At 71.1% G+C, this 15,424-nt stretch carries 11 protein-coding genes and 1 pseudogene; 6 read left to right on the top strand and 6 right to left on the bottom strand.

Annotated features, from left to right (window positions below; translation table 11 throughout):
- Positions 1 to 187 precede the first annotated feature (187 nt).
- The 4 genes and pseudogenes from UK82_RS14875 to UK82_RS14885 form a co-directional block, all read right to left on the bottom strand.
- On the bottom strand, positions 188 to 934 hold the full coding sequence (locus tag UK82_RS14875; protein WP_044883743.1) for a succinate dehydrogenase/fumarate reductase iron-sulfur subunit: 747 nt from the start codon (positions 932 to 934) through the stop codon (positions 188 to 190).
- A 121-nt stretch (positions 935 to 1,055) separates the two neighbouring features.
- On the bottom strand, positions 1,056 to 2,492 hold a 1,437-nt coding region (gene sdhA / locus UK82_RS14880), incomplete at its 5' end, for a succinate dehydrogenase (quinone) flavoprotein subunit (RefSeq protein WP_236705944.1).
- A 1-nt stretch (position 2,493) separates the two neighbouring features.
- Positions 2,494 to 2,993, bottom strand: a pseudogene (locus UK82_RS37880) (FAD-binding protein); the annotation flags it as partial.
- Positions 2,994 to 3,010: 17 nt separating this feature from the next.
- The gene (locus tag UK82_RS14885; RefSeq protein ID WP_083507201.1) at positions 3,011 to 3,676 is read right to left on the bottom strand and encodes a succinate dehydrogenase cytochrome b subunit; all 666 of its coding nucleotides are present in this window, start codon (positions 3,674 to 3,676) and stop codon (positions 3,011 to 3,013) included.
- 167 nt (positions 3,677 to 3,843) lie between these two features.
- Between UK82_RS14885 and UK82_RS14890 the strand changes: the two genes are divergently transcribed.
- The 3 genes from UK82_RS14890 (at position 3,844) to UK82_RS14900 (ending at position 9,673) form a co-directional block, all read left to right on the top strand.
- On the top strand, positions 3,844 to 4,917 hold the full coding sequence (locus UK82_RS14890; RefSeq protein WP_236705945.1) for a LysR family transcriptional regulator: 1,074 nt from the start codon (positions 3,844 to 3,846) through the stop codon (positions 4,915 to 4,917).
- A 662-nt stretch (positions 4,918 to 5,579) separates the two neighbouring features.
- Entirely contained in the window at positions 5,580 to 7,928 is a 2,349-nt protein-coding gene (locus UK82_RS14895; protein WP_055407738.1) for an FUSC family protein, read from the top strand.
- Between the two features lie 410 nt (positions 7,929 to 8,338).
- A complete protein-coding gene (locus UK82_RS14900) occupies positions 8,339 to 9,673 on the top strand; it encodes an alkaline phosphatase PhoX (RefSeq protein WP_055407740.1) in 1,335 nt (444 codons plus the stop codon).
- A 7-nt stretch (positions 9,674 to 9,680) separates the two neighbouring features.
- Here UK82_RS14900 and UK82_RS14905 read toward each other — a convergent pair whose 3' ends face one another.
- Positions 9,681 to 10,451 (bottom strand): hypothetical protein, encoded by a 771-nt coding sequence (locus UK82_RS14905; protein WP_304438052.1) that lies wholly within the window; start codon positions 10,449 to 10,451, stop codon positions 9,681 to 9,683.
- Between the two features lie 860 nt (positions 10,452 to 11,311).
- Here UK82_RS14905 and UK82_RS14910 point away from each other — a divergent pair.
- Both UK82_RS14910 and UK82_RS14915 read left to right on the top strand, forming a co-directional pair.
- On the top strand, positions 11,312 to 11,683 hold the full coding sequence (locus UK82_RS14910) for a hypothetical protein (RefSeq protein ID WP_055407787.1): 372 nt from the start codon (positions 11,312 to 11,314) through the stop codon (positions 11,681 to 11,683).
- Positions 11,684 to 11,954: 271 nt separating this feature from the next.
- Positions 11,955 to 12,990 (top strand): amidohydrolase family protein (locus UK82_RS14915; protein ID WP_236705962.1); only part of this gene is annotated, 1,036 nt, incomplete at its 3' end.
- Between the two features lie 638 nt (positions 12,991 to 13,628).
- Here the strand turns inward: UK82_RS14915 and UK82_RS14920 are convergent.
- Positions 13,629 to 14,714, bottom strand: coding sequence for a CAP domain-containing protein (locus tag UK82_RS14920; RefSeq protein WP_044883736.1), 1,086 nt, complete (start codon positions 14,712 to 14,714; stop codon positions 13,629 to 13,631).
- 530 nt (positions 14,715 to 15,244) lie between these two features.
- On the opposite strand from UK82_RS14920, the gene UK82_RS37885 reads away from it, so the two are divergent.
- The coding region (locus UK82_RS37885) for a hypothetical protein (protein ID WP_236705963.1) at positions 15,245 to 15,423 on the top strand (179 nt) is incomplete at its 3' end.
- Between the last annotated feature and the right edge of the window lies 1 nt (position 15,424).

Here is a 15,424-nt window from a genome sequence, read left to right on the forward strand (position 1 = left end):
CCGTCCGCGAGCTTTGCCACGATTGCCATGATTCTCGGGCGCCGCCACGTGGCGGCGCCCCGCCGACGGGAGTGCTGTCGACGGGGCGCGGGCCGGCCTTCTCTGTGCCCTCCGGTTCCTTGCCCTTCCAGCGGGTTCTGTGTCTGTTTCGTCCCTGTGGAAAGGCAAGGAAGTCGGGCGGGGCGGGCTACTTGCGGCCGAGGGAGGCGCGCAGGTACTCGCGGTTGAGGGTCGCGATGCTGTCCAGCGGGATGCCCTTCGGGCAGGCGTTGGTGCACTCGCCGGTGTTCGTGCAGCCGCCGAAGCCCTCGGCGTCCATCGCCTCGACCAGGTTGAGCACGCGGCTCGCCCGCTCCGGTGCCCCCTGCGGCAGGCTGTTGAGGTGCGTCACCTTCGCCGAGGTGAACAGCATCGCCGAGCCGTTCGGGCAGGCCGCGACGCAGGCCCCGCAGCCGATGCAGGTGGCGTTGTCGAACGCCGTGTCCGCGATCGGCTTCGGCACCGGTGTGGAGTGCGCCTCCGGGGCGCTGCCCGTCGGCGCGCTGATGTACCCGCCGGCCTGGATGATCCGGTCGAGGCCCGACCGATCCACCATCAGGTCCTTGAGCACGCCGAACGCGACCGAGCGCCAGGGCTCGATGTCGATCACGTCGCCATCGGAGAACGAGCGCACATGGAGCTGGCAGGTGGTGGTCAGGGCGCGCGGCCCGTGCGCCTGGCCGTTGATGACCACGCCGCAGGAGCCGCAGATGCCCTCGCGACAGTCGTGGTCGAAGGTGACCGGGTCCTCGCCCTCCAGGGTGAGCCGCTCGTTGAGCACGTCGAGCAGCTCGAGGAAGGACATGTCCGGGTTCGCGTCGGGCACCTCGTAGGCCACCATGCGGCCGGGTTCGGCCGGGCCGGCCTGGCGCCAGATCCGCAGGGTGAGCTTCACGGTCGGCTCCTTGCGCTGTCTGCGCTGTCGTGGTTTTCCGGGAGCGCGCGGGTCATGGGTTGCGCGTCGATCACTGGTGTCTCGTGGTTCATGGCTTGGTTCACGGCTACCCGACCCCGTCTCACGCGTAGTTGCGCTGGGCGAGGTGGACGTAGTCGAACTCGAGCGGCTCCCGGTGCAGGATCGGGGTGCCGCCGGTGCCGCCGAACTCCCAGGCGGCGGCGTAGGCGAACCGGTCGTCGTCGCGGCGGGCCTCCCCGTCCGGGGTCTGGCTCTCGACCCGGAAGTGACCGCCGCAGGACTCCTCGCGGTGCAGCGCGTCGACGCACAGCAGCTCGCCGAGCTCGAGGAAGTCCGACACCCGGTTGGCCCGCTCCAGGCTCTGGTTCAGGCTGGCGCCGCTGCCGGGCACCTTCACCGAACGCCAGAACTCCTCACGCAGCTCGGGCAGGCGGCCCAGCGCCTTGCGCAGGCCGTCCTCGCTGCGCGCCATCCCGCACTCGTCCCAGAGGATCTCGCCGAGCTCGCGGTGGAACGAGTCGACGGTGCGCTCGCCGTCGATCGACAGCAGCCGGTCCAGCCGGCCCGTCGCCTCGGCTACCGTCGCGGCCACCTCCGGGTGGCTGGCGTCGACCTTGTCGAACTTGTTCGACGCGATGTAGTTGCCGAGCATCGGCGGCAGCACGAAGTAGCCGTCGGCCAGGCCCTGCATCAGCGCGCTCGCGCCGAGCCGGTTGGCGCCGTGGTCGGAGAAGTTCGCCTCACCGATGACGAAGCAGCCCGGGATGGTGCTCTGCAGGTCGTAGTCCACCCACAGGCCACCCATCGTGTAGTGGATGGCGGGGTAGATCCGCATCGGGACCTTGTACGGGTCCTCGCCGGTGATCCGGTCGTACATCTCGAACAGGTTGCCGTACTTCTCGCGGACGGCGGCCTCGCCCATCCGCTTGATCGCGTCGGCGAAGTCGAGGTAGACGCCCAGGCCGCCGGGGCCGACCCCGCGGCCCAGGTCGCACTGGTTCTTCGCCGCGCGTGAGGCGATGTCGCGGGGGACCAGGTTGCCGAAGCCGGGGTAGATGCGCTCGAGGTAGTAGTCGCGATCGGCCTCGGGGATCTGGTCCGGCGAACGGGTGTCGCCCGGGTTCTTCGGCACCCAGATCCGGCCGTCGTTGCGCAGCGACTCGCTCATCAGGGTGAGCTTGGACTGGTGGTCGCCCGAACGCGGGATGCAGGTCGGGTGGATCTGCGTGTAGCACGGGTTGGCGAAGTACGCCCCGCGCCGGTGCGCCCGCCAGATCGCGCTCGCGTTGGAGTTCTTCGCGTTCGTCGACAGGTAGAACACGTTGCCGTACCCGCCGGTGGCGAGCACGACCGCGTCGGCGATGTAGGTCGAGATCTGGCCGGTGATCAGGTCACGGGCGACGATGCCGCGGGCGCGGCCGTCGATGACGATCAGGTCGAGCATCTCGGTGCGCGCGTGCATCTCCACGTTGCCGGCGTCGATCTGCCGCGACAGCGCCTGGTAGGCGCCGATCAGGAGCTGCTGGCCCGTCTGGCCNCGGGCGTAGAAGGTGCGCGCGACCTGCACGCCGCCGAACGACCGGGTGTCGAGCAGGCCGCCGTACTCGCGGGCGAACGGCACGCCCTGCGCCACGCACTGGTCGATGATCTGGGTCGACGTCTGCGCGAGCCGGTAGACGTTGGACTCCCGGGAGCGGAAGTCACCGCCCTTGACCGTGTCGTAGAACAGCCGGTAGACCGAGTCGCCGTCGTTGCGGTAGTTCTTCGCGGCGTTGATGCCGCCCTGCGCGGCGATGGAGTGCGCCCGGCGCGGCGAGTCCTGGTAGCAGAACTGGATGACGTGGTAGCCCTGCTCGGCGAGGGTCGCCCCGGCGGCCCCGCCGGCCAGCCCCGTCCCGACGACGATCACGCTGTGTCGCCGCCGGTTCGCCGGGTTGACGAGCTTGGCGTCGAAGCGGCGCTTGTCCCAGCGCTGCTCGATCGGCACGTCCGGCGCGGTGGTGTCGGCGATGTCATCGCCGAGCTTGTAGAAGGACATGTCAGCCTCTTTCGTGCTCAGTCGACGAGGCCGGCGAGGACCGACACCGGAACGATCAGGAATCCCACCGTGAGAAGCACGGCGAGACCCGTCGCCACACCCTTGAAGGCGCGGTCGCGGCTCGGCCGGTTGTACCCGAGGGTCTGGGCGGCGCTCCAGAAACCGTGCTGGATGTGGAGGCCCAGGCAGATCATGGCGGCGATGTAGATGACCGTGACCCACCACACGCTGAAGCTCGACACGACGTTGTCGTAGGCGGCGCCGTCGACTCCGTGGCGGTTCAGCGTGAGCGTGGTGAAGTCGAGGATGTGGTAAACGATGAACAGCGCCAGGGTGATGCCGCCGTAGCGCATGATGTGCGTGGCGTAGCCGGCCTTGGCCCGTTGGTGGTGGGAGTATTTCGTCGGTCGGGCCTTCAGGTCACGTCGGCTGAGCTGGTAGGCCGAGACGGCGTGTAGCACCACGGCTACTACCAGGACGAACCGCTGAATCCATAGATACCAGCTTTCGTGCAGGACCGGATTCCCGATCGTGCGCAGCCAGTGGGCGTAGTGGTCGAAGTCGGTTCGGCCGAAGAAGATCTTCAGGTTCCCGAGCATATGGACGATCAGGAACAGCAACATCAGCAGACCGGTGACCGCCATCACGGTCTTCTTGCCGATCGTCGAACGCCAGAAGTTCAACGGGGCGAAGGAGGACCGCGCGGGGCGCGGGGGGCGTCCAGCGGGCGCCGGTCGCGTCGGGGTTGTTACAGCCACGCCCGCACCCTAGGGCCGGGGCCTCCAGTGGTCCAAGACATGATAAACCTGGACTCCATAGCCGGCTTCTATCGAGGTCTACGCTGGCCGGTGTGCAGTTCCACCAGCTCGCCTATTTCGTCGCCGTCGCGGAGACCCGCCATTTCACCCGGGCCGCGCAGCGGATGCATGTGGCGCAACCCTCGCTGTCCCAACAGGTTCGCGCGCTCGAACAGGAGTTGGGCACACCACTGTTCAACCGCGCCCGGGGCAACATCAGCCTGACCGCGGCCGGGGAGACGCTGCTGCCGCTGGCGCGACGGATCCTCGCGGACACGGAGACGGCTCGCCAGCGCGTCAACGAGCTGCTGGACCTGCGCCACGGCACGGTCCGCCTCGGCGCGACGCCGAGCCTGTGCACCGGTTTCCTGCCCGACGTGCTGCGCCTGTTCCACGAGCGCTACCCGGGCATCCGCCTGCTGGTCGAGGAGGGCGGCTCCCGTGACCTGGTCCGCGACCTCGCGGGCGGCGACCTCGACCTTGCCCTGATCATCCTGCCGCTGCAGAGCTCCGACCCGGCACTGGTCACCTCCCCGCTCATCCGGGAGAGCCTGGTCCTGGTCTCCTCCCTCGACGAGCCGCCCGTTGTCACCGGTCGCTCGCTGACCGTCGCAGACCTGCGCAACCAGCCGCTGGTCATGTTCCGGCGCGGCTACGACCTGCGCGAGGCCACCGTGACGGCCTGCCGGGAGGTCGGCTTCGAGCCCACCTTCGCGATCGAGGGCGGGGAGATGGACGCGGTGCTCGGCTTCGTCGCGGCGGGACTCGGCAGTGCCGTGATCCCGAGCATGGTCGCCCGTCGCCTCGGCATGCGGGTGACCCCCTTCGTGGCACCCGGGCTGCAACGCACGATCGGGCTCGCGCGGCGCCGCGATGTCGAGCCGACCCGCGCCGCCGTCGAGCTCCAGCGCGCCCTGTGGGAGTACCTGCGCCACGCCGCCGCCACCGGCAACCTCCCCGACGGCACCCGGCTGCTCGGCGACCGCGCTGGTCCCGCCCCCGCCCCCGCTGTCCCCACCATCGCGGCCGCCCCCACCGTCGCGGCCGCCGCCGGGGTCGAGGTCGGGATTGAGTCCGTTCGGCGGGAGTCCTCGGCCACGGACCTCCCGGTGCCTGGCCGGGACTGACGAAGCGAGTTGGTGGCAGGATTGTCGACGAGGCCGGAAAACTGTCGGTCGGACATCGACGCCGGCCGGCTTTTCGTAGTTCGCCGGAACCCGTGACGACAGCGTGCCGAAATTCGGCACACCGGGATTCTCGGGGAAGTCTGTCTACGGATAATCCTGTCCGGGAATGTTGGTCGCCGCGTGTTGTCCCGCTGGTGCCGGCGGCGGGGTTGGTCGCGCGTGACCGGCGAGCGCGTCGTCACGTTCGGCGACCGAAGGGGTGGCTGATCGCGCTCGGGCGCGGCGGGCGGGGCGCGGACCGTCGCACGTTCCGTGGTGCGCGGCGGGCGCGTGGTGAGTCCCCGTTGCGACCAGCCCGAAAGGCTCAGGGGAGATCACCCTATTCCCTCACCTGCTGTCACATCTCCCACATCCGGAGAGAGCACTCCGGTAGCTGAAATATTGCTAACTTATAAATAGCCGCACATCGGGTTCCGATCGTGCGAATCGCCGCCGGGGCTGTCGGCCTCGCCGCGTCCATCGCCCGCACGGGCGCGGTCTGGATGACCGATGCCGTTCGCCGGGCACTGCCGCGTCATGCACGAGGGCGGGCCCCCGTCGCCCTCGGCCAGTCGATCCGATCCTCGACCAGGGCGGATCGCGACCCCCGTTGGAGGGATGTATTGAGCATCGGTGAGGCCCGGCTCGACGTCGCCACCGCCAGCCCGCCGGCCCGGCCGGCCGAGCAGCTTCGCACCCGCTGGGTTGACCGCTTCCTTGGATCGGACCCCGGCCTGAACCGGTTCCGGATGGCGCTGCACTGCGTCGTCACGATCGGCGCGATCCTGCTGGCCGAATGGCTGTTCGTTCGGGCCACCCACGCGCTGCAGATCGACACCCACGGCGCCCACCTGCCCGCGGCGAAGGCGGCCGCGGTGGCGGCGGCCAACCACCAGTACCAGGTCATCGCCATGATGCTGGGCGCGCTGATCGGGCTGATCTCGGTCTTCGGGGTGATGGACGCGACCGCGCGGGGCCAGCTCGTGACGATGCTCCTGCTGCCGGTCCCCATGGTCCCGATGCTCGTGCTCGGCATCAGCCTCGCCGATCACCGGACGATCTCGCTGATCGTCCTCGCCGCCAGCCTGGCGGTCGGCACCTACTGCCGACGGTTCGGCATGCGTGGCTTCATCGGCGGCATGGTGCTGTTCATGGGCGTCTTCCTGGGGTTCTTCCTGGGAGCGGGCGTGTCGTTGGGTGACCTCGGCTGGTTGTGTGCCGAGCTCGGGGTGGGGCTGGCGGTGGCGATCGTCGTCCGCTTCGTGCTGTTCTATCCGCATCCCGCGAAGGCCCTGCAGCGGACCCAGCGCTCCTATGCCGCCCGCGCCCGCAAGGTGGCGAAGCTGGCGCTGGAGCTGTTCGAGGACCCGGAACACGGCGCGCGCCAGGAGCAGCGCCTGCAGCGACAGCTGGTCCGGCTCAACGAGGCCGCCCTGATGATCGACGCCCAGCTCGGCGATCCGGCCGCGGTGGCGGACGGCTCGTCGGGCCAGCTCCTGCACCAGCGCCTGTTCGACGTCGAGCTGGCCCTGACCAACGTCGCCCGGTTCGCCCAGGCCATGGCCCGCCTCGACCTGCCCGCCGACCAGCTCGCCGAGGTCCGCGGGGCCCTGCACGGGATCCTCGACCGCGACGCCGAGGCGGCCGACGCCCACGCCCGTGCGCTGATCGAGCTGCTGCGGGCGGTGGACCACGACCCCGATCCCCTGGCTGGCAACCGGGACCGTACCGCGGTCGTCGTCGTGCACCGGTTCGCCGGGTCGGTGCTCGCGCTGACCGAGGCGATGGTCCAGTGGCTCGCCCTGGGCTCGGCGCAGGCCGAGGACGGCGCGGCCGCGTTCCAACCGTCGGTGATGTTGTTCGGTGGCTGGCTGCCGGGGTCCGCGGTGCCGAGCGCCATGGCCTCGTTGGAACGGGGCGTCCACTCCGGTGGCAGCGTCCGGCTCGCCCCCCACGTGCGAGCGGCCATCCAGATGGGCGTCGCGGTCGCGGGGGCGATCGCGCTCGGCGACCTGCTGTCGGGCCGGCGGTTCTACTGGGCGGTGATCGCCGCGTTCATCACCTTCATGGGGGCGAACAACTCCGGCGAGCAGGTGCGCAAGGCGCTGTCCCGGGTGATCGGCACGCTGGTCGGCATCCTGATCGGCTCGGTGCTCGCGCATGCGGTCGGCCACGACACCGCGCTCTCGCTCACGGTCATCTTCGTCTCGCTGTTCCTCGGCTTCTACCTGATGCGGATCAACTACGCCTTCATGGTCGTCGGGATCACCGTGATGGTCTCCCAGCTCTACGTCCAGCTCGACGAGTTCTCCAACTCGCTGCTGCGCCTGCGGCTGGAGGAGACCGCCCTCGGCGCCGGGGTCGCCATCGTGGTCGTGATGGTGGTGTTCCCGCTGCGTACGCGCCGGGTGCTGCGGATCGCCCTGCGGGCGTACGTGCAGGCGGTGGCGAACCTCGTCGAACATGCCAGCTCCCGCCTGCTCGGCGACCCGGTCGGCGTTGACTCCGCTCTGAGGGCCGACGCCCGCGCCGTCGACGCCGCCTACCAGGGCCTGGTCGCCACCGCCCAGCCCCTGCGCCGCACCGTGGTCGGCGGCATCGACGAGACCCTCGGGGAGGTCATGCGCCTGGCCACCGCGTCGCGCAGCTACAGCCGCAACCTCGTGCACGACGTCGAGAAGGCCGGTCTGCTCGACCTCGGCAGCCGACGGGAGATCAAGGGGGCGACCGCGACCCTGCACGAGTCGCTGGATGTCATCGCCGCCGCGCTGAACGGCCCGCGCGACGTGACCTACACCCGATCGTCGGCGCTGCTCGACCGGGCCGAACGCCGCAGTGAGGAGCTGGCCGGCACCGTCCACGACGGCCAGCTCGCCATCCGCGACCTCAAGCTCATCGACGGCGCCATGGCCCGCCTCGCCGAGACGATGTCCCTGCGGATCGCCGACTACGACACCGTCGCCGTCGGCTGACCCTCGTCCCCGTCCCCGTCCCATGATCCCGCTCCCTGGCCCGGCGGCATCGACCGCCGGGCCGGCAACTGGCGCGAAGGGGACCGCGGCTCGTGCGTAGGCGGTGGATGCGTGGGAGAGAGCCGCCATGGTTCTTCCACCGGGGTCGGCGTCCAGTTTGTCCCTGTGGAAGAGACAGGTGGCGCCGCTCCCATGCACACCGGCCTCCTTGCGGGGGCGGGGCCGCTGCGGCGGGGGATCGGCGTTGGTGCTGGTCGTCGGGGTTGGGGAGGGTCGGCTCGGTGACGGTGGGCGAGCGTACCGGTCGGTTGTACGTGCACTGATGTTTCCATCCGTGTCGATCTCCGGCCATGTGCGGCTGACAGCGTTCCCTGCGGCGTCGATGGGACCGGCGCCGGAGGAGGACACACATGGTTGTGAACCGTCGACAGTTGATGGCCGGCGCGGGGACCGCCGGCCTCGGCTTCGCCCTGGCCGGGGCGGTGGACGCCGTCTTCGCGGGGACCGCGAACGCCGCGACGCCGAAGGCCTTCCGCGGGTACGGGGAGCTCGTCGCGGATCCGAAGAAGGTCATCGACCTGCCGGCCGGCTTCCGTTACACGGTGTTCTCGCGCGCCGGCAAGGACACGCTGGACGGCGGCGGCGCGGTGCCGGGGTCGCACGACGGCATGTACGCCTTCCCCGGCGGGTTCGGGCGCAGCGTGCTGGTGCGCAACCACGAGCTGTCGCCGGGAACCGACATCCCGGCGGTGCCGCACCGCGACGGCCTCGTCTACGACCCGGCCTGCGCCGGCGGGACGACGACCCTCACGGTCGCGGGTGACCGGCTGCTCGGCCACGTGCCGAGCCTCGCCGGCACCTACCGCAACTGCGCCGGCGGCGGCACGCCGTGGCGGACCTGGCTGTCCTGCGAGGAGACCGAGGCCACCCCGGCCACCGATGCGGTGCTGACCAAGAAGCACGGATACGTGTTCGAGGTCGACCCCTTCGGCCGGCTGCGCGACGCCGCCCCGGTGCCGCTGACGGCGCTGGGCCGCTTCCCGCACGAGGCAGTCGCGATCGACCCGCACTCCGGCATCGTCTACCTCACCGAGGACGCCGCCAAGCCGTACGGCCTGCTCTACCGGTTCCTGCCGCGTCGCCCGCTCGGCGGCCCCGGCAGCCTGCGGGCCGGCGGAAAGCTGCAGGCGCTGTCGGTGCCCGACGTGCGTGACCTGTCCGCGGTGCGGGAGCTGCACACCAAGCTGGCCGTCACCTGGGTGGACGTGCCCGATCCGGACGCGACCACGGTGTCGGTCCGTTCGCAGTTCGACGCCGCGAAGATCACCCGGGTGCCGAAGGCCGAGGGCATCTTCTGGTCCGAGGGCACCGCGTACATCGTCTCCAGCTACGCGAAGAAGTCCGACGGCGCCGCCACCGACCACTCCGGGCAGGTCTGGCGGTTCGACCCGAAGCGCTCCACCCTGGAACTCGTCCTGCGCCTGGAGCCGGGCGGCCGGTTCGACGGGCCTGACAACATCACCGTCTCGCCGCTCGGCGGGATCGTCCTCTGCGAGGACGGCGACGGCGAGAACTACCTCGTCGCCCCCTCGGCGGACGGCACCCCCTATCCGCTCGCCCGCAACGCCGGCAGCGACAGCGAGTGGGCCGGCGCCACCTTCTCCCAGGACGGCCGCTGGCTGTACGCCAACGTCCAGGGCGACGGTCTTACGGTGGCCATCACCGGGCCGTGGTGGCGAGGCTGAGCGCTGCTCACTGGTAGGTGATGAGGTCCGGCGGGGGCGTGAGGGTGAGCGTCTCCGCCGGACTGAACATGTTCGTGTCCTCGTCGAGGAAGAGCTTGAATCCGGTGAAGAACGGCGCCTTGGCCGCCAGCAGCGCGTACTTGTCGAGCTTGTCCTGACGGACGCCGAACCCGTCGATATGGAAGACGGTGGCGAGTTCGGGGCGGGCCGCGATGGCCGCCCGGTCGGGCAGCATCGATTCGGTGAACTGATGTATCACGAACAGTTTCTGCGGCAGATTGTGCGCGCGGGCGACGCCGGCGAGCCAGGCGGAGACCTCGTTCAGCCCGGCCGCGTCGCTGCTACCGATCTGGCGGCCGGGGACCTGGCCCGGTCCCATCTTCCATTCCGGGTCGAGGGCGAGCCCGACGTCCGGTTCCTGCAGGAAACGCTCGTACCGGCGCGCCTGGTCCAGAAAACGCCCGCGTCCGGGCTGCAGATCGAGGATGAGCAGCATCCGGTGCGCCCGGGCGGCGGCGAGGTAGGGCTCGACTGCGGCCGGGGGCAGCGCGGAGCTGTACAGCCCGTCCGCGCCGGGTGAGGCCGACGCGACGGTCGTGATGAGCTCCATCGCCGGCTGCACCGGCCGGCCGCCCGCCGCGAAGGGTGCCGCGGCCGCGAGCACGCGCTGCGCCGCCTGCTCCGGCGTCCCCTCGCCGAGCACGCCGAGTGCGCCCCCGCCCACCGAACCGTAGTGCGCCACGATCCGAAAGCGCGGCAGCAGCGTGCGACCGCCCATCGGGAGCTGCGGCGCGTCGGTGCCCCTGGCCGCGGGCCGCCCCGGCTCGTCCCCATGCCCGGCCGCACCGGGCTCGGGTGTAGATCCCGGCCTCCCGCCGGGGCCGCTCTGCACAGTGGGGCCGGTCGGGCCGATCAAGCCGGTCCGGTTGGTCGGACCCGGGCTGGTCGGACCCGGGCTGGTCGGACTGGTGTCGCCGGCGGGTGCGCGCTGCGCCGCCGCGGTCTGCTGCGCCCCCCTGGGCTGCGAGCCGCATCCCGCCGCGAGAACCGAGATGAGGACCAGAAGGCCCAGCACCGCGACCGGCAGTGCACCTCGCCGCCCGGGCTGCCCGCCGCCCCGCCGCGTGTCGTTCTGCCGAAGGCTGCCCCGGTGCCATGTCGCTCGGTGATCGGCCATGCCGCCGCTCCTACCCCGCGCAACACCGGATCATGGCGCCCGCGCCGGGGGATGTGCGCTGCCGCCCAGGCGGATTCGGCGGCGACGACGGGGCCGTCGACGGCTCCCGCGCGGCCTGCGCGGCCTGCGACCGATATCTCCATCGTCGAAGACCTATCTTCATAATCATTTTTGCATGTTAATGCAATGCCTGGTGGTTCGGTGGGGAGGCTTTTCGCGGGTCGGCGTCGNCCGGCCAATGTGGTCTCGCTGTCCGCGGACGTAACTTTTTGGTTCAGCCTCGTGCGTTCCGGTCGCGGCCGATTAAAGTTGGATGAGCAGTCGTAGATCGGGCAGTTTGAAGTCTGCGAGGGACTGTGATGCGGGGACGATTGTCGACGCGCGGTTCGCGTGAGCCCACGTCGGTGCACACGGGCGGCGGCGTCGGTGCCGCCGTCCACCTCGACAACGCGGGAGGCGATATGAACAGTGTCGATATAGCGCTGAAGGAGTCGTTGGAGATCGGGGGCGCGCTCGGGGCGGCCCTCGTCGATTTCACCAGCGGCATGACCCTCGGCACGGCCGGAAACGCGCACACTCTCGACCTGGAGGTGGCTGCTGCCGGCAACACCGAGGTCATCCGGGCGAAGCTGCGGACCATGGAGAGTCTCGGTCTGCAGGACACCATCGAGGACATCCTCATCACGCTCGGCCGCCAATACCACCTGATCCGCCTGTTGCAGAGCCATTCCGGCCGCGGCCTGTTCCTCTACCTGGTGCTGGACAAGGGGCGGGCGAACCTCGCGCTGGCCCGCCACCGCCTGCGCGCCATCGAGACCCAGCTCGACGTCTGACGCCGCCACCGTCGCCCCGGCTTCGGCGCATCCCCGCGTCCCGGCCTCAGCGCGGGCCGGGGCGCGCTGCTCCGTCGGGAAAAGGGCAGACTGGGCCCGACGGAGCAGCGGAGGCGAACGTGACGACATGGGTCGGAACCAGGCTGGCCGTTCCCGAGACGGAAGCTCGCGGAACGGGGTCGGCTCGGTCGGAGGCAGGGTGGTCGGGGGCAGGCCGGTCGGAGGCAGGCCGGTGGTGACGGGTCAGCCGGCCCTGCGGATCCGGGGCGCGATGCTGGTCGGGCCGGAGGAGGTCCGCGACGAGCTTTGGGTCGTCGACGGTCGAATCAGCTTCACCGCGCCCGTCGGCACCGCCGCCCGGGACGTGCGAACGGTGTCCGGTTGGGCGCTGCCCGGCCTGGTCGACGCGCACTGCCACGTCGGCCTCGATGCCGGCGGCGCCGTGGACCGGCCGACCGCGGAGGAACAGATCACCACCGACCGTGCGGCCGGCGCGCTGCTGCTGCGCGACGCCGGCTCCCCGGCGGACACCCGCTGGGTCGACGACCGCGACGACCTGCCCCGCCTGGTGCGCGCCGGCCGGCACATCGCCCGTCCCCGCCGCTACATCCGCAACTATGCCGCCGAGGTCGAGCCGGACGACCTGGTGGCCGAGGTCGTCGCCCAGGCCGGCCGCGGCGACGGCTGGGTCAAGCTCGTCGGGGACTGGATCGACCGCGGCGTCGGGGACCTCGCGCCCTGCTGGCCCGCGGACGCCGCGAAGGCGGCGATCGACGCGGCCCACGCGGCCGGCGCCCGGGTGACCGCCCACTGCTTCGCCGAGGACTCGCTCGCCGACCTCGTCGAGGCGGGCATCGACTGCATCGAGCACGCCACCGGGCTCACCGAGGACACGATCCCGCTGTTCGCCGAGCGAGGGGTCGCGATCGTCCCGACCCTGGTGAACATCGCCACTTTCGAGGGCATCGCCCGCGGCGCCGAGGAGAAGTTCCCCGCCTACGCCCGGCACATGCGGGCCCTGCACGCCCGCCGCTATGACACGGTGCGGGCCGCGTACGACGCCGGGATCCCCATCTACGTCGGCACCGACGCCGGGGGCAGCCTGCCGCACGGCCGGGTCGCCGCCGAGGTCGCCGAGCTGCGCCGCGCCGGCCTGCCGGCGCAGGCCGCGCTGTCCGCGGCCACCTGGTCGGCACGGGCCTGGCTGGGCCATCCGGCGCTCACCGAGGGCGCCCCCGCCGACCTGGTCGTCTACCCCGCCGACCCGCGCGCCGACGTCGGGGTCCTCGCCGCCCCCGACCTCATCGNCCTACGCGGCCTCCCCATCGTCCCCTGATTCAGATAGACGCAACTCGTCGAGCGCGGTCGGTAGAGATCGGAGCCGACGTTGTTGGGGTCACAGTTGTTGAAGTAATACTCGTACATCAGCCCCTTGCCGGCGTGGGCCGTGAACCAGTCGTACATCCACTGGATGTAGTTCGCGCGGTCGCCGCCGCCGTTCGTGCCGTCGCCGGCGGCCACTCCCCATTCACCGACCCCCATCGCCTTGTTGCGTGTCTGGNCGAAGTTCCACCAGTGGTTCAGACCGCCTTGTGCATTGGTCTGAGCATCGAACTGGGTTTTCGTCGGTGACGGCGGATAGCCATCGCAGGCGTCGATACCGATGCTGTCCACCCAGGCGTCGTCCGGGTAGAGCTCGAGCGCGTTGTGGCTGGGCGGATTCTGTGAGTAGTGGGCGTTGAGGCACCAGCACAGGGTGGGATCAGGTTCCGCGGTCGAGTTGATCGCGTCCGCGATGTGGCGCCAGCAATTCACCTAAACGGTGGGATTGGTTCCGGACCATGGGTACCAGTCCCCGTTGGGCTTTCAGGCGAGGCGGATGAAGGAGTTCTGCCGGCCATAGGTGTTCAGCTCGCGGGGGCGCCCCCCGCGATCGGTCGGCGGCTCAGAGCAGGACGCCGAAGACCTGCGTCCAGTAGGTGCCGTACTCCCCGCCGGTGGCATGCCCGACGCCGATCTGGCGCAGCTGGGGGATGAGGATGTTCGCCCGGTGGCCGGGGCTCTGCATCCAGCCGGCGACGACCTCCTCGGCGGTGGTCTGGCCGGCGGCGATGTTCTCGGCGACCCGGGCGTAGCGGTAGCCCAGGTCCGTGACCCGATCGGACACGGTCCGGCCGTCCGGGCTGGTGTGGGCGAAGAAGCCACGCGCCACCATGTCCCGGCTGTGCTCGGCGGCGGCGGCGGTCAGCATGGGGTCGACGGCGAGCGGGGCGAGACCCTCCCGCTCGCGTTCGATGTTCGTCAGCGTGACGACCTGGGCCAACATCGCCGGGACGCCGCCCTCCCCGGCCCACCCGGCCCCGTCCGGCGCCGGCCGATCGTCGGGCACCTGCCCGTGGCCGGACGCGGAACGGTCGCCCCACCGTGCCGGCGGGCCGCCGACGGGGACGGGAGCGGCGCTGGCGGGGGCGGCGCTGGCGGGGGCGTCCTGGCGGGGGACGGCCGGGGTGAGATCGGGCGGGGGCGCCGCGGACTCCGGCGTGGCCGGGCTGTCGTCGTCGACGTCCACGCCGAAGTCGCGGGCGAGGCCGGCGAGGCCGTCGGCGTAACCCTGCCCGACGGCGCGGACCTTCCACTCCGCTCCCCGGCGGTAGATCTCGATGAGGGTGACCACGGTCTCGCTGGACAGCGGCGGCGGGGTGAAGTGGGCGCTGAGGTTGCCGCGCCGGTCGTGCAGCGTGACGACGGGCCCGGGCAGCTGCCCGAAGGGCGTCGTGCCGTCCTCGGAGCTGGCGACGATCACGACGCGTTCGGCGCCGGGCCGCAGTCGCTCCGGGTCGACCATGACCTCGTCGCCGCTGAGGATGACGCCGGCCGTCGCCGGCTGGTTGTAGAACACGAAGTCGTCATCCCCGTCGACCTTGCCGTGCGCCGCGGTCACCAACGCGCACAGGTCGAACGGCCCGATCAGGCGAACCGAGACGGGGCCGCGGGGCAGCGGCGCGTTCGCACCGGGCACGAGCTCTGTCATCCGTCCCACTCCCGTGGCTGTTCTGGTCGGTGCGAATGCGCTGCCGCCGGCCGATCGCCGGGTGCGGGCGGGCGCCGGGCGACAGCGACGTGTCCGCCTGTTCTAGATGTACCGGGTGATGGGCGCGGCCACCATGCCTGACGCCGCGCGGCATCAGGTCCGTGCCACGTCCGGGCGGGATTGTGGCTCGTCCGAGTGACCTCCGTGAGTGTCCGGTGTCTGCCCGTAAGACCACGATCACCCGACTTGGTTCGCCGCCGGGAGTCCCGTGGGTCGCGGTGGCCGCCTCCGCCAACCAATGATCACGGCGTGGGTTGCCGTGGCTGTTGTGGATGGTTTGCTTGTCACGCCGGTCGCGCCCGCCGTACCGTCTGCGTCGGTCGCCGTGATCAGCGGTTCCGGCGCGAGGTCCGTGGCGCGATGGGCGGGAGTCGCTCGTCGCGACCGGGGCGGGCCGGTGGCCGCCGTGGGGGACCGCTGGGGGATGAAGCAGGGCGCGCCGGTGTGTGGCGCCCGGAGCAGGGTGGACCGTGAACGACGTCATGGGCTTCGCGCTGCTCAGCCTCGGGACGGGCGCGCTGTACGCGCTGGTCGCCGCGGGCGTGGTGGTGATCGCCCGCGGGGCCGGGGTGCTTAACATGGCCCAGGGCGCGCTGGTGGCGTGGGCCGCCTACGCCTTCCACGGCCTGCGCGACCCGTGGGGGCTCCCN

It is taken from the genome of Frankia sp. ACN1ag, assembly GCF_001414035.1.
GTDB lineage: Bacteria > Actinomycetota > Actinomycetes > Frankiales > Frankiaceae > Frankia > Frankia torreyi.